The sequence below is a fragment of the Photorhabdus sp. P32 genome (genome assembly GCF_038085095.1).
Classification (GTDB): Bacteria; Pseudomonadota; Gammaproteobacteria; order Enterobacterales; family Enterobacteriaceae; genus Photorhabdus; species Photorhabdus luminescens.
The window spans coordinates 55733-69460 of the sequence record NZ_JAZGJN010000294.1 but is presented as its reverse complement, the minus strand read 5'-3'; the positions used below and the strand labels follow the sequence as shown (position 1 = coordinate 69460).

Annotated in this window: 12 protein-coding genes; 6 read left to right on the top strand and 6 right to left on the bottom strand. The window is 40.3% G+C overall.

Going from position 1 to position 13728, the window contains the following annotated elements:
- Positions 1-133: 133 nt before the first annotated feature.
- The 5 genes from V2H77_RS23205 to V2H77_RS23185 all read left to right on the top strand — a co-directional run bounded on the left by V2H77_RS23205 (position 134) and on the right by V2H77_RS23185 (position 3526).
- Positions 134-1102 (top strand): GlxA family transcriptional regulator, encoded by a 969-nt coding sequence (locus V2H77_RS23205; RefSeq protein ID WP_265378394.1) that lies wholly within the window; start codon positions 134-136, stop codon positions 1100-1102.
- Between the two features lie 138 nt (positions 1103-1240).
- Positions 1241-1528 carry a LexA regulated protein gene (gene ybfE / locus V2H77_RS23200; RefSeq protein WP_049583800.1) on the top strand — a complete coding sequence of 96 codons (288 nt, stop codon included), beginning with the start codon at positions 1241-1243 and terminating at the stop codon, positions 1526-1528.
- A 174-nt stretch (positions 1529-1702) separates the two neighbouring features.
- Positions 1703-2233: a flavodoxin FldA gene (gene fldA / locus V2H77_RS23195; RefSeq protein WP_049583609.1), complete on the top strand. Its 531-nt coding sequence runs from the start codon at positions 1703-1705 to the stop codon at positions 2231-2233.
- A gap of 365 nt (positions 2234-2598) precedes the next feature.
- A complete protein-coding gene (gene fur, locus V2H77_RS23190) occupies positions 2599-3045 on the top strand; it encodes a ferric iron uptake transcriptional regulator (protein ID WP_036776678.1) in 447 nt (148 codons plus the stop codon).
- 199 nt (positions 3046-3244) lie between these two features.
- Positions 3245-3526 (top strand): helix-turn-helix transcriptional regulator, encoded by a 282-nt coding sequence (locus V2H77_RS23185; protein ID WP_341500650.1) that lies wholly within the window; start codon positions 3245-3247, stop codon positions 3524-3526.
- Here the strand turns inward: V2H77_RS23185 and V2H77_RS23180 are convergent.
- From V2H77_RS23180 to V2H77_RS23160, 5 genes are all read right to left on the bottom strand, one after another.
- Positions 3487-3696, bottom strand: a complete 210-nt coding sequence (locus tag V2H77_RS23180; RefSeq protein ID WP_341500649.1) for a type II toxin-antitoxin system mRNA interferase toxin, RelE/StbE family — start codon at positions 3694-3696, stop codon at positions 3487-3489. The two genes, V2H77_RS23185 and V2H77_RS23180, sit on opposite strands and share 40 nt — an antisense overlap.
- Positions 3683-3946 (bottom strand): type II toxin-antitoxin system RelB/DinJ family antitoxin, encoded by a 264-nt coding sequence (locus tag V2H77_RS23175; RefSeq protein WP_341500648.1) that lies wholly within the window; start codon positions 3944-3946, stop codon positions 3683-3685. Before V2H77_RS23175 ends, V2H77_RS23180 begins: the two co-directional genes overlap by 14 nt.
- Before the next feature lie 212 nt (positions 3947-4158).
- Positions 4159-6834, bottom strand: a complete 2676-nt coding sequence (locus tag V2H77_RS23170) for a beta-N-acetylhexosaminidase (protein WP_341500647.1) — start codon at positions 6832-6834, stop codon at positions 4159-4161.
- A gap of 821 nt (positions 6835-7655) precedes the next feature.
- A complete protein-coding gene (locus V2H77_RS23165; RefSeq protein WP_341500646.1) occupies positions 7656-8105 on the bottom strand; it encodes a cupin domain-containing protein in 450 nt (149 codons plus the stop codon).
- Between the two features lie 1319 nt (positions 8106-9424).
- The gene (locus V2H77_RS23160; RefSeq protein ID WP_341500645.1) at positions 9425-10189 is read right to left on the bottom strand and encodes a TenA family transcriptional regulator; all 765 of its coding nucleotides are present in this window, start codon (positions 10187-10189) and stop codon (positions 9425-9427) included.
- A gap of 424 nt (positions 10190-10613) precedes the next feature.
- Between V2H77_RS23160 and V2H77_RS23155 the strand changes: the two genes are divergently transcribed.
- Positions 10614-11507: a LysR family transcriptional regulator gene (locus V2H77_RS23155; protein WP_139656191.1), complete on the top strand. Its 894-nt coding sequence runs from the start codon at positions 10614-10616 to the stop codon at positions 11505-11507.
- Positions 11508-11752: 245 nt separating this feature from the next.
- Here the strand turns inward: V2H77_RS23155 and glnS are convergent, their stop codons facing one another.
- Positions 11753-13420, bottom strand: coding sequence for a glutamine--tRNA ligase (glnS, locus tag V2H77_RS23150; protein WP_341500644.1), 1668 nt, complete (start codon positions 13418-13420; stop codon positions 11753-11755).
- Positions 13421-13728: the final 308 nt, after the last annotated feature.

Sequence of the window (13728 nt, the reverse complement as noted above, 5' to 3'; positions counted from 1 at the left end):
GTCTATTTTTATTTATTTGCTCAACAAATTAACCGAATGTAAATAAATTATTTAAATTGTAACGTCAAGTTATTAATATGTTAGATAAATCAAATATTTTTATGCATCTTAATTTTTAAGTTGGAGAACTCTTATGGATAGGAATCCAGTTTCGTTAAGCGCTTTGGCATTTTCAGGAGGATCTCTAACTTCTATTACCGGCCCGATAGAAATTTTAACCATTGCTGCTCACTTAGCCGGTGCGCCAGAGCCAGAAATCAATATCGTCACACAGGATAATCAAGATGTGATTGGGCTAGGCGGTGTTCGGTTAAAACCCAATAAACTCATAGGAGAAATTAAACAAACAGATATTGTCTTGGTGGGGGCAATCGGGCTCCCCTACAACGATCTCGATTCTTGCACTCAGGAAACCTTAGATTGGCTGCAAATGATGGAACAAAAAAATATCCCTATCGTCTCCATTTGCTCTGGCTCCTTTATCCTAGCTAAAGCTAACTTGCTCAATAACCGCAAAGCCACCACACACTGGCTGTTTACCAACTTATTTAAGGATATGTTTCCACAAGTCCAGTTACACTCGAAAATAAAAGTCACCAGAGATAACAATATCTTTTGTACTTCCGGCACTTATGAATACAACGATGTCATGATGCATATTGTTGAACAGATATATGGTCAAAATACCAGAGAAACCTGTAGTCAGCTTATCTTTGGCGATATGGAAGGCCGCCCTCCGCATACTCTGGCAAGTTTTGTGCCCTATCGCCAGCATTCAGATACATTAATCCACAAACTACAAGACTGGATGCATTCTGCCCCATCAGACAGATTATCAGTCGGCAATTTGGCCGATAAAATTCATCTGTGTGAAAGGCAGATGAAGAGGCGCTTTAAGACGGCCACCGGCCAGACACCTATTCAATATATCCAACAGATTCGATTATCTCTGGCGAAATGCCGGTTAGAAAAATCGAACAAGACCATAGAAGAGATCAGCCATGAAGTTGGTTATGAAGATACTCGCTATTTCAGAGAGTTATTTAAGAAACTTAATGGGTTAACCCCCATAGAATACCGTAGAAAATACCAGCACCGCTAAAACGGGAATTCAATCACAATCCTTTACGGATAAGCAGTGACGCCGCTTTTATCTTTGTCAGGCAGTAGCGATACACTAGAAGCTGGGGTATCATGGCGTGCTATATTTTATGGTATACGCCCTTTACTAATTGAATTTATGGCAAAAGAACAAATGGATCGCACCACTCTGGATTTGTTCGCAAATGAACGCAGACCGGGGCGCCCAAAAACCAACCCACTTTCCAGGGATGAACAACTCAGAGTCAACAAGCGTAACCAACTTCGCCGTGATAAGGTGCGTGGTCTGCGTCGTGTGGAACTGAAAATAAATGCTGATGCAGTAGATGCGCTTAACTTTCTTGCACAGCAACGCAACATCAGCCGCAGTGAACTCATCGAGCAAATTTTGCTGGCCCAGTTAGCAGAAAGCAACATCACGACTTGATAGCATTGAAGGCACGAAATCACACAAACTTGACAGAATTGTCCTGACTGTTTAGTCAAAATAGGATTTTGTTTTTTTATTAATACAATCAGAACCTTTTTTACTGATTTTTAACATTTTATACGTATATCTCATACAGAAATACACAAATAAAACAAGAGGTTATATTATCCTATGGCAATTATAGGTATATTTTTCGGCAGCGATACCGGCAACACAGAAAATATTGCCAAAAAGATCCAAAAGATTCTGGGTTCCGACATTGCAGAAGTCCATGATATTGCCAAGAGCAGCAAAGAAGATATCGAACAGTTCGATATTCTGCTACTCGGCATCCCTACCTGGTACTACGGTGAAGCACAGTGCGACTGGGATGATTTCTTCCCTACTCTGGAAGAGATCGATTTTGAAGGGAAGTTAGTCGCCCTTTTTGGTTGCGGCGATCAGGAAGATTACGCGGAATATTTCTGTGATGCGATGGGAACTATCCGTGACATTATTGAACCCCGCGGCGCCGTTATCGTTGGTCATTGGCCAACTGAGGGCTATCACTTCGAAGAATCAAAAGGTCTGGCTGATGATAACCATTTTATCGGGCTTGCTATTGATGAAGACCGCCAACCAGAATTAACCGAAGAGCGTGTTAATGCCTGGACTAAGCAGATTTACGAAGAGCTGAGTTTGTCAGAAATTCTTGCAGGATAGCGGCCTATCCCAATAAGCGTAATGGATGCAGGCCATTGCTTATCAATAGTGAACCCACGGTAGGTGAGAGGTGACTCGCTTCACTTGCCCTGTGGGATCGCACTCAAAGGCTATTACTTTTATCAGAACACTGCTTAAATCCGCTTTTTATTACGAAGAACGGCAAAAAACAGCCTAAACATGATAAATAGTAAGGTTATTCCTGCATTTTATAAATGATTATTCTGGCAAAATGTGTAATGAAAGTTAAGGTTAACGTGGTTTTCATTTTCATTAGCCATGCCTATAATCATAATCTGATAACTAACTGGTACTTTTTGAAGTATCGCTAAGTTCACTTTACAGAGTAACAGGACTGAATCCGCATGACCGACAACAATAAAGCATTAAAAGATGCTGGACTTAAAGTTACACTTCCTCGTCTTAAGATATTGGAAGTGTTACAGGAGCCTGAATACCACCATGTCAGTGCGGAAGATCTCTACAAGAAACTGATTGATAACGGTGAAGAGATTGGACTTGCTACTGTCTACCGCGTGTTGAATCAGTTTGATGATGCCGGTATTGTCACCCGTCACAACTTTGAGGGCGGCAAATCGGTTTTTGAACTCACTCAACAACACCACCACGACCATTTAATCTGCCTGGACTGTGGTAAAGTCATTGAATTCAGTGACAAATATATTGAAAGACGCCAGAAGAACATTGCTGAGCGTTATGGGATTAAACTTTCAAACCACAGCCTTTATTTATATGGTCACTGCTCCGCCGGTAATTGCCGCGAAGATAGTAGTGCACATGACGAGAAGTAATTCACGCCTGAACCTCTAATTTTTTATCTACCTAGAAAGGGGAACCCATCAAGGGTTCCCCAGACTGAGGAAGCTAGATACTAATGGGTATATCAGAAAGAAAAACAGATATTTATACTAATAATTTTCATCAAAAAAACGTAAAAAACTCCACGCAGTGAAATTGAACTTGCATTCAAACGGTTAGAGGAAATGTTAAATGGCTAAGTACAAAACACATACTCAGATAATGGCCGAAATGATAGAAGATCCAGCGTTTAAAGCGGCCTATGAAGCAGAGCTTCGCAAAGAACGCCTTCAAAATACACTGGAGCAATGGCGAACCAGCGCGAAATTAACCCGCGCTGACCTTGCAAAGATCTTGGGTGTAACACCGTCAACGGTGTCACGCATGGAAAAAAATGTAACCAGAGCCTCTATTGATACACTGGCAAGGTACGCTCAAGCTTGTGGAATTGAACATCCATCTATTTCTCTGTGATATAACCCGCCTGAAAGAGCATGATCGCAATATTTCAGCTCTAGCAAGCTATCAGAAGCCAATAATTCAACCACCAGCATCAGTACGTCATCAAGAACTTCACGATGCCGACCTTTCTTTTCTCCCTTGTAATCTCGCTTGAATTGGCTTGCGTAGTCAATCGTCCGCATTAAGATCAGCCATTAAATCTTTTACAGTGGAGAATGATTTACCGCGACCTTTGCGAGCTTCTTTCATTGCAGCTATTGTTGTCTCATTTGGTATCAACGGTTCAAAAGGTAACACTTTTTCTCTTGCTACCCGCGTTAACATCATGCGAACGGCATCTGATACAGTCAGACCCATAGCAGCTAGAACGGCAGCCGCTTCTGCCTTAATCTCTCCATCAATACGGGTTTGCACTAATTGGTTTGTAGCCATATAAGAGATCTTTTGTTGAATTACATTGTAATGCAAATGTAATTCAATGAATGTCTATAATCAACTTCAATAGTGATGCCGCGCGCGATAAATTTCCCCCATTCATTCAATAAATGAAGAGGTAATTGAGTTTCATCTATTGAAAAATTTTTGCATAGCTAACGTCAATAATCTGAGGAACCCATCAGGGTTCCCCTCTTGCTACAACATGATCATGCCTTTACATTATCAACTCGACTGTAACGTTTACCATCCGGGCTGACAGAACGGATCAACACATCACCTTTCACTCTTGGACGTTTATGGTTGTTATAAACTTCCCAGTGACGACCGCCATCAGTCGAATACTGGATTACCAACCCTGGCAAAGCAACATTAGCCCGCAAAATACCACGTTTTACCTTAGCCCCCGGAACCGGCAGACGGTAAGCAATGCCTGCTTTATCCAGTTTACTAAGTTCACGTTGCCCTATCAGGTTAGCGAACCGGGTCCAATCATGATTAAGCGCATCAATATCGACTTTATACGTTTCTCCTCGCTTATATACCTGACCGGGAACATAATCCAACTCCCAACCGGCCCGGTGCCATGCCCGTTCTGCCAGCGGTAGCAAGCGTGGATAAATCATGTATTCCATCTGTTCATCTGTCCGAACCGTTTCGTTCCATCCTTGACCTGAAAGCCCGTAAGCGCCCGACCACGGTTTATCGCTTTTCGCACTGAATGCATTACCATCACGGTCAACGGAAGTTTCAGCATTTTGTGGGATGTTATTGGGTGCAAAACTAAAGATCTTCGCTTCATCATTAAAACGAGCCGCCCAATAGTAGCCACGTTCTTGTGGATGAACTTCATACGGCATATCCAGATAAATATAGTCCGGGCTAGATATCACCACTTCATAGCCCTTATTTGCCCAATCATTGACTGAATCAAAGCCGCCATCGTAGAGAGTGTCCCAGAAATTCACTCCAACGCGTTTAGTAGCAAAATCTTTAGCGCTGTCGACATGTTTTAAACCATCCTGCCACGCCTGCATCCTCTCGATACCATTAGCATTGACAATTTTGCTCACTTCAATTGCAAAGTAGCTGGCAAATTGATCAATATCTTTCACAACACCCTGTTCTATCAGCTTCTGACAAACCGGAGATTTAGCCCACGGTTTATCCTCCACACTTTTATCAATAATGCCCTTACCCGGTACGATAGGGCCATTTTTATCCTGGAATCCATTTCCCAGACGGATATTCTTCGCTTCATCTCCGCCGAAATGCCAAGTCTCCAATGGTGAGCCTGCCGCTTGATGCATAGCAGCAATTTCACCAATAACTTTCTCAACAAATCGTTTTGAAGAATCCATACACGGGTTCAAATAACTGCGACGATCATAGAGCTGAACAGATGTCGCTCTGGTGGTATCCGCTGGGTCCAGCAAACGATATTCATTCGCTCCTTTCACATTCCCCTGAGCAATTAATTTCTTATAGCGGGCTTCCATAGAAACAACGGCGGCACGAGCATGGGCCGGCATATCAATTTCAGGAATAACGTCGATATAACGGGCTTTGGCATATTTCAGAATATCAATGTAATCTTGACGGCTGAAATATCCGCTACCCATGTTGTTGTTATCAGGGCCTGAACCCAGTTGTGGTAATAAACATTGAGTTTCACTTAAATCATGACACCGCTGGCTGCCAACTTCCGTCAACTCAGGTAATCCAGGAATTTCCAAACGCCAACCTTCATCATCAGACAGGTGGAAATGAAATTTATTCAGCTTGTAACTTGCCATTTGGTCAAGCAAACGCAAGACAGCCTGCTTACTGTGGAAATTACGCCCTACATCAAGGAGAACCCCACGATATTCAAAGCGCGGCGCATCTTTTGCCGTTAAAGTCGCAATCTTCCTATCGCCATCAACAGGAATTAATGACAACAGAGATTGAAGACCGTAAAACACCCCTGATTGGTCAAAAGCAACAATTTGTGCTCCATTCTGGGTAATATTCAGGCGGTAAGCCCCTTTAACTTTCCAATCGCCAATAAAATCTGAAGAGACAATTTGAGTCGCAACGGGATAACCACTATTTTCTAATTTAATTCCTTGATCAGTAAAACGTTTTCTAACAAGAATAACTGCCTCGTCATTTAAACCACCCAATTCCAGTCTCACCCCACCAGATAAATCAACATCCTCGGTAAAAATCTGAACCTCTTTTGGTGTCGGGATAATTTGCCCACGCAATTTTTCTGATCCAACCTTTTTAACCTGCAAATTCTTCATATAACGATTTTCAGGCGTCATCAGAATATTGTTATCTGTCTGTGTGCGTTTCCATTGATCACCGGTGAAATCAGATAAAAATTGACTTAGATCTTCTGTATCCGTATTAACAAGCACTTTAGGTTTCGCATCACCGGACGTTGCATACCAGCGGGGTAGAAAATCAGTGCTATAAATCTGCCAATACTCTCCTATAAACGGCAGTTTTACCTGCTCATTAGCTTTAATACCGGTGAATTTTTCGGTTGGTTCCAGTTTATGTAAATCGCCGGTAATACGCGTGATTTTGAACTGTTCATTATCTACGTTCAGAACCTGTCGGATACTGTGGAAATAAATCGCCCAGTCAGAAGAGTCAATCGCCTGATTACCATTGGTTAACGTAATATCCACGCGATTGCATTTAGCCCAGTCGGCCTCCAATACCGCACAGTTAACGCCGTGATCTCCAGCTTGATTATCAACAACTTTATAATTAACCTTTAATTGACTCAGTGCATCCACCACTTGCTGTGCTGTTTGGGAAGCATGTGCAGAACCGATAAGCCCAATTGTCACGGTCAATGCTGCTAATGTATGCAATTTAAATTTCTTCATTAATTACCTCTTTCAAACACAAAAGTTATGTAAGGTAAGCCGCTGCCCAGAAGTTACTAAGTGCAGTAACAACGAGCCATGAGAAGACAATAAACGGCATGATGACGTTGAATTTAATCTCTTTCTTATTTTGGAAAAAATGTCAATCTTTACGCCATATATAACCATGAAATTATGGTCAGAATGTAAATCTATTTATAAAATAAAAAACATTACATTAAGAAAGAAAATTAAAACTATCCAATCAACATCTATAAAGACTATTTTTCGCGTCATGAATTATCAATGGTAAAAAAGGGATTTTTTGTAAAACATGACAGAGAACACATTATAAATAAATTCAACGACAATTATATACACCATTGATATCAAAATAAAAAATAATACAAAAAGAAAGATTAACAATATAAAAAACGCTCTAAAAAACAGATTGATTAATACAAATGTTTTTCAACTAAAATAGACATAAAATTATTTACCAATGATAATATTATAAAAAAATAAACTACCAATCGTGATTTGTTCTTTCTATTATAGAAAACAGTTTAATAACACGAGGTTAAATGAATAAAAAACGTGGTGATTGAGATGCAATTAACATATATAAAATACCGGGATATTACTAATAAGCTTTTATCCCGGTTAAATCATTATCTACTTTCAAATACAATCTATACCCGTCATCTTTCAAGTTGCCTCTTTGTTGGCTGCACTCACTCACCCCGGTCACATCGTTATCTATGCTCCCGGGGATTCGCTCCCTTGCCGTCGCGATGCATCTTGAAATCCATAGGGTATATACAACCTACACTGATTTAAATTCAAAACTCTTCACGAACAGCAAGACCTAAGTTTTGTAACATTGGCGCATTTTCACATGCAACATAGAGCACCTCATCAATAGCACTACTATTAACATGTTGATGCCATGCCCACACAGGCACATATATCGCATCACCGGTTTTCCACGCAACATGTTGTTCACCAATGAGTGAATACCCCTCGCCATTAACGATATATATTATGGTTTCATAACTGTGTCTGTGTTTACGGGTTGATTGCCCAGGTTGTAACCCTCCCAGAGTCATACTGAGAACTTTACTGGGTAAATTAACCATAGCCACTTTATGGCGTCTTTCATTTGAGAAATTTAAATCTTGACTCACTTCAGAATTCAATACATCTTCATGAATCAATTTAGCAGGTTTATCTTCAATTAATTTTCCGGGAACTTCGCCAAAATCTCCAGATGAGAAAAACGTTTTTTTCACTATAATTACCTCCAATATCGTGGTTTATTGTAAAATTTTCATTCTGAAATAATACTCAAAATATTTTGTCTTACAAATATCTCCGTCATCATTTATTCCTATGTTATATACCCTTCATCTTTCAAGCTGCTGCTTTGTTGGCTGCTTTCACTCACCCCAGTCACATAGTTATCTATGCTCCTGGGGATTCATTCACTTGCCGCCGCGCTGCAACTCGAAATCTATTAGGTATATACCCGTTATCTTTCAAGTTGCCTCTTGAAAAGAATCTCCTTCAAGAATAAATAGAAGATTATAATTCAAAAAAATAGCATCAAAATCTCCACCATTTTTTAATATGTTAAATATATTGCTATTTCCCACGAAAAAGAATTTATTTACCCTATATCGCATTATACTAAACAAAGTATTGTTCATCGCTTTCTCAATATCAGAAGCAACAAATGGATAGTACCCCTCTAATGCTATCACGGCAACAATAACTCTTACACCTTAGCTTAATTCCCAAAAAGAGGTATCTAGAATTCTTAGTAAAAATACCGGTGGACTGAAAATGAGTTGGTGGGAACACATCTTTGCGAATGTTAAAGAACCGCTCCATGCGTTCAAACTCAGAGACATCGGAAGATTCAACAAGAGTCAACTTTTATTTCACAACTTCGATAACAGTATTATCATGAAAAACTCCATTCACAATATATTACCTTGTTTATACTCGTTATCTTTCAAGTTGCCTCTTTGTTGGCTGCGCTCACTCACCCCGGAAACATAGTTATCTATGTTCCCGGGGATTCGCTCCCTTGCCGTCGCGATGCATCTTGAAATCTATAGGGTATATAATCAATTCTAATTACTGGATATGTAATTAATGATTTTTAAAATCTCATATCTCATATAAAACTCTTTTATTTCTTTCATATCTATCAAGATTTTTAGCAAAAATACTCCTTAACTTACGTTTCGGAGTTTTACCTATCATCCTCATGGAAATTTTAAAAGCTATTCACAATAATCACATATTCTCTAATATAGTACTTCTTCTCAACCTTTTCCAATATTAGCTGTATAATTTGTTGTACAACAATATTTACATTTAAAGTTCATTCTCCATTCAAGAAAATCGATAATTATTAATTTCATTTTTTATTTTTGATATCATATGAATTCAATCCAATAATTATTACATTATATATGATGACGAATGTTTGTATCACCTATTTCGCCAGAAATATATCCATCAACACCTTATGCTGATATTTCATCACTAGAAACCATATCAAGTACTTTTGCTGTACATGTCATTTATGACGCAAAGTATCTCAATCACACTCGGATAAAAGTGTCATTACATCTGTATTTACCCTGATATTGCTTTGATATAGCTCATTAAGCATCGCAATGCGAAAACGCACCATTTCTTCACCAACTGCGATAACATCCACCCTCCGGTAAGGTTTCTCTTCAACCATTCGATCAATAATTTTTCTCATCGCAATGGCATGATCTTCATCCTCTTCAACATGGATTCTAAAGAAATGCAGTGCATCATCAGGCGCCTTTATGAATTGCAAGGCATCCAAAATCGGGCCATAAACCAAAGGTACGATCGCCTCAGCACCTAAACACAGTGCCGCAAGCCCTCTCAGAGAATCATCGCTGCGGCAGTGGCGAAACATGGCATCAATCAGTTGCTGAGTGCTGTTAAGCATCGGGTCACTTTTAGGAACAGCGTTAATAGCTGCCATCGCCTTTTTATATAACTCCGCGTGAGATACCTTTGCAGCATCGGTTCCTGTTAGCTCTTCTAACAGATTGTGAGAAAGCAGTATAAAATCTTTTTGGTCTGCTAACCCTCCCATCAATGAACAGAGATAGCGAGTGAAATATTGTGAATAGTAATGGTGCTGGATCATAAACTTTCTTAATAAATGCTGGTCCGCCTGTCCAGAGCGGCAAGCGACCAGAAATATATTCGAGTTAAGCTCCTCCAATAGTTCTTTAGAGAAAACGTCTTCCCATAGTGGAGATAAAAAGTAACCAGTTTCTTTTTTAAGCTCGTTTTGAGTGTTGATAGCGAGTTCCATAATAAACCCTTTTAGTAACATTCAACCGATGAAATGGATGATATAAGGCTATTCTCAAGCCAAAAATAGTCGCTCTATGTTTATGTAATCCTATCAATCTGTTAGCACAGATTGTTGCAATGCTGTAGGTAAGAATATAGATACCGTGCTTCCATCACGCACTGTATTCAAAGGGATAATCGCAGCCATAAAACAAGACGAGTGAAATTTTACTTACACTCGCTCCCGTATCCATTTTGATTTTCATGACCATTTCGATTTTCAGCCTTGAATCTGTGCGGCTTTCCTCCATGTAGCAGCTAAAACAAAATGAATTTTATTTCATACTACAGATTCGCTAATAGTGGATAAATAGACCTACAATCACTTCTGAAGTGACTTTCTTGTCACCAATAGTGACCTAAAAAAATCCCAGGAGGCCCAAATGAATAATTTGAGTGGATTCATAATTTTCATCCATGTAGCCGAAGCTCGTAGCTTCGCAACAGCAGCCCGGCAACTCGGACTCTCTCCGTCGTCCGTTAGCAAAAGCATATCCCGATTAGAAGAGAAATTAGGTGTCCGTCTGCTCCAGCGTAGCACCCGTAGTGTCAGTCTGACGGCGGAAGGCACTCTATTCCTTGAGCGCTGCAAACGTATCCTGGACGAGATTTCCACTGCGGAACATGAACTATTAAGTTCCATCTCTGCCCCTCAAGGCCGCCTGCGAGTGAGTTTGCCATCGCTCAGTAACCTGATGCTACCCGTCTTATCTGCTTTTGCCGCTTGTTACCCACAGATAGAACTAGAACTGGATTTTAGCGATCGATTAGTTGATGTTATCGATGAAGGGTTCGACGCCGTTGTTCGCACTGGAGAACTCAACGATTCACGATTAATGAATAAACGTATAGGGTCTAGCCGTTTCGTCTATGTTGGCGCTCCAAGCTACTTTGCACAACACGGTAAACCATCACACCCCGGAGAGTTATTACACCACGCCTGCTTGATGCATCGTTTTCCAACTACCGGCCTTTTAGAAAAATGGCCTCTGTGCTTAGGAAAATCTGAAATAGACATACATCTTCAAGCAAAAATAACCAGTAATCATGTCGAAACACTGCTACACATGGCGATCCAAGGTCACGGCATCGCCTGTTTGCCTGATTTTACCGTTAAACAAGCCTTGGCTAACGGTGCATTGTTAACCATCCTGGATAAATGGGCGGGTACTTCAAGCACCTTCCGTGTTCTCTGGCCATCTAACCGTTGGGTATTACCTAAAGTCAGAGCTTTTGTCGATTTCATGGCAGATAATTTATTCCCAAAAGAGAAATAAATTATTGATCAATAATTTATATAGGTTTTTATGCATGAAAACGATCATAATAACTAGATTCGTAATAACTATATTTACAATAACTACGTAATGAATTGATATTTTTGATTTTATCTTATAATTCTGATGACTCTTTTATCCATAACTTAACCTTCTTCTAGTAATGACAAATTTATACACAAAAAAACTGCACCTCAATTGCTGGATTAAATGTCCAACTTGTGAGGTACAGTTCATTATCTTAATTAATCCTGAGAAATTTTTGCCCAGGTATCACGCAGACCAACAGTACGGTTAAATACCAAATTTTCTGCACTAGAATGACAACTATCAGCGCAGAAATAGCCTTCACGCTCAAACTGATAAGTTTGTTCTGATTTAGCAGCCACTAAACTCGGCTCAACAAAACCCTGACGGATCACTAGTGATTCTGGGTTAATTGTCGCCAGGAAATCATCTTCCGCACCTGGGTTTGGTACGCTGAACAGACGATCATACAGACGGAATTCTGCGGGAACCGCATGAGCCGCGCTAACCCAATGAATAACACCTTTCACTTTCCGGCCATCCGCCGGATCTTTATTCAACGTTTGATCATCGTAGCTGCAATAGATTGTCGTGATATTATCGTCAGCATCTTTCTCAACGCGCTCCGCTTTAATGATATAAGCGTTACGCAGACGAACTTCTTTACCCAATACCAGACGCTTATATTGACGATTCGCTTCTTCACGGAAATCTGCCCGATCAATATAGATCTCACGGCTAAATGGCACTTCACGGCTGCCCATCTCCGGTTTGTTCGGATGATTAGGCATACTCAAAATCTGCTCCCCTTCCGGCATATTTTCGATCACTAATCTAACCGGATCGAGAACAGCCATTGCTCGAGGGGCATTTTCGTTCAGATCATCGCGGATACAAGATTCCAACGCTGCCATTTCCACATTGTTGTCCTGCTTGGTGACACCAATACGACGACAGAATTCACGAATAGATGCGGCAGTATAACCACGACGACGCAAGCCTGAGATGGTCGGCATACGTGGATCATCCCAACCTTCAACAATCTTATCTGTCACCAGCAGATTCAACTTACGCTTAGACATAACCGTGTATTCAAGATTCAAGCGCGAGAATTCATATTGGCGCGGGTGACAATCAATGGTGATATTTTCCAGCACCCAGTCGTACAGGCGGCGGTTATCCTGAAACTCCAGCGTACACAGCGAATGTGTAATCCCTTCAAGCGCATCAGAAATACAGTGAGTAAAATCGTACATTGGGTAGATGCACCATTTGTCACCACATTGATGATGTTCTGCAAATTTAATCCGGTACAAAACTGGATCACGCATCACAATGAAAGGTGATGCCATATCAATTTTGGCGCGCAGACAAGCTTTACCTTCGTCAAATTCACCGGCACGCATTTTTTCGAACAACACCACATTTTCTTCAATACTGCGGTCACGGTATGGGCTATTTTTACCTGGCTCTTTCAATGTGCCACGATATTCACGGATCTCTTCCGGACTCAATTCATCAACATAAGCCAAACCTTTGTTGATCAATTCAATGGCATATTGATACAGCGTATCGAAATAATTAGAAGAGTAGCGAATATCGCCACTCCACTCAAAACCTAACCACTGAACGTCATTTTTAATAGAATCGACGTATTCAACATCTTCCTTAACTGGGTTGGTATCATCAAAGCGCAGATTACACTGGCCCTGATAGTCTTTTGCAACACCAAAGTTCAGACAGATAGATTTCGCATGACCAATATGCAGATAACCATTGGGTTCAGGCGGGAAACGAGTATGTACCAATGTATGTTTACCAGTTGCCAAATCTTCGTCAATTATCTGACGAATAAAGTTTGTCGGGCGGGCGTCTGCCTCACTCATTTTTTATACCTCAATAATGCAAAAACGCGTCACATAACCGCCTATAATCCAACAAGCAGTGCTGAGAAACAACCGTTTGTTCATGTAAAATGGCGATTCAGTGCAAAGTTGAAGCGAAAAAACGACTCTCTGTAGAAAAGGAACTGTTTTTATAATTTTTTACTGAAAAATAAGCATGATAGTTAGCAATCTAAACTCATTTATCCATGTTCCTATAATCTTATATATAACAAACAGTTACGAATATAACTTTCTTTATGTTGAAAAAACACTCAATAGTAGCACATATCAACAATACAGCACGCTTT

Coding starts and splice junctions, on each gene's coding strand:
- V2H77_RS23185 (WP_341500650.1), top strand. CDS start 3,245: ATGGCTAAGTACAAAACACATACTCAGATAATGGCCGAAATGATAGAA.
- V2H77_RS23205 (WP_265378394.1), top strand. CDS start 134: ATGGATAGGAATCCAGTTTCGTTAAGCGCTTTGGCATTTTCAGGAGGA.
- V2H77_RS23180 (WP_341500649.1), bottom strand. CDS start 3,696: ATGCGGACGATTGACTACGCAAGCCAATTCAAGCGAGATTACAAGGGA.
- glnS (WP_341500644.1), bottom strand. CDS start 13,420: ATGAGTGAGGCAGACGCCCGCCCGACAAACTTTATTCGTCAGATAATT.
- V2H77_RS23155 (WP_139656191.1), top strand. CDS start 10,614: ATGAATAATTTGAGTGGATTCATAATTTTCATCCATGTAGCCGAAGCT.
- ybfE (WP_049583800.1), top strand. CDS start 1,241: ATGGCAAAAGAACAAATGGATCGCACCACTCTGGATTTGTTCGCAAAT.
- V2H77_RS23170 (WP_341500647.1), bottom strand. CDS start 6,834: ATGAAGAAATTTAAATTGCATACATTAGCAGCATTGACCGTGACAATT.
- V2H77_RS23160 (WP_341500645.1), bottom strand. CDS start 10,189: ATGGAACTCGCTATCAACACTCAAAACGAGCTTAAAAAAGAAACTGGT.
- fldA (WP_049583609.1), top strand. CDS start 1,703: ATGGCAATTATAGGTATATTTTTCGGCAGCGATACCGGCAACACAGAA.
- V2H77_RS23175 (WP_341500648.1), bottom strand. CDS start 3,946: ATGGCTACAAACCAATTAGTGCAAACCCGTATTGATGGAGAGATTAAG.
- fur (WP_036776678.1), top strand. CDS start 2,599: ATGACCGACAACAATAAAGCATTAAAAGATGCTGGACTTAAAGTTACA.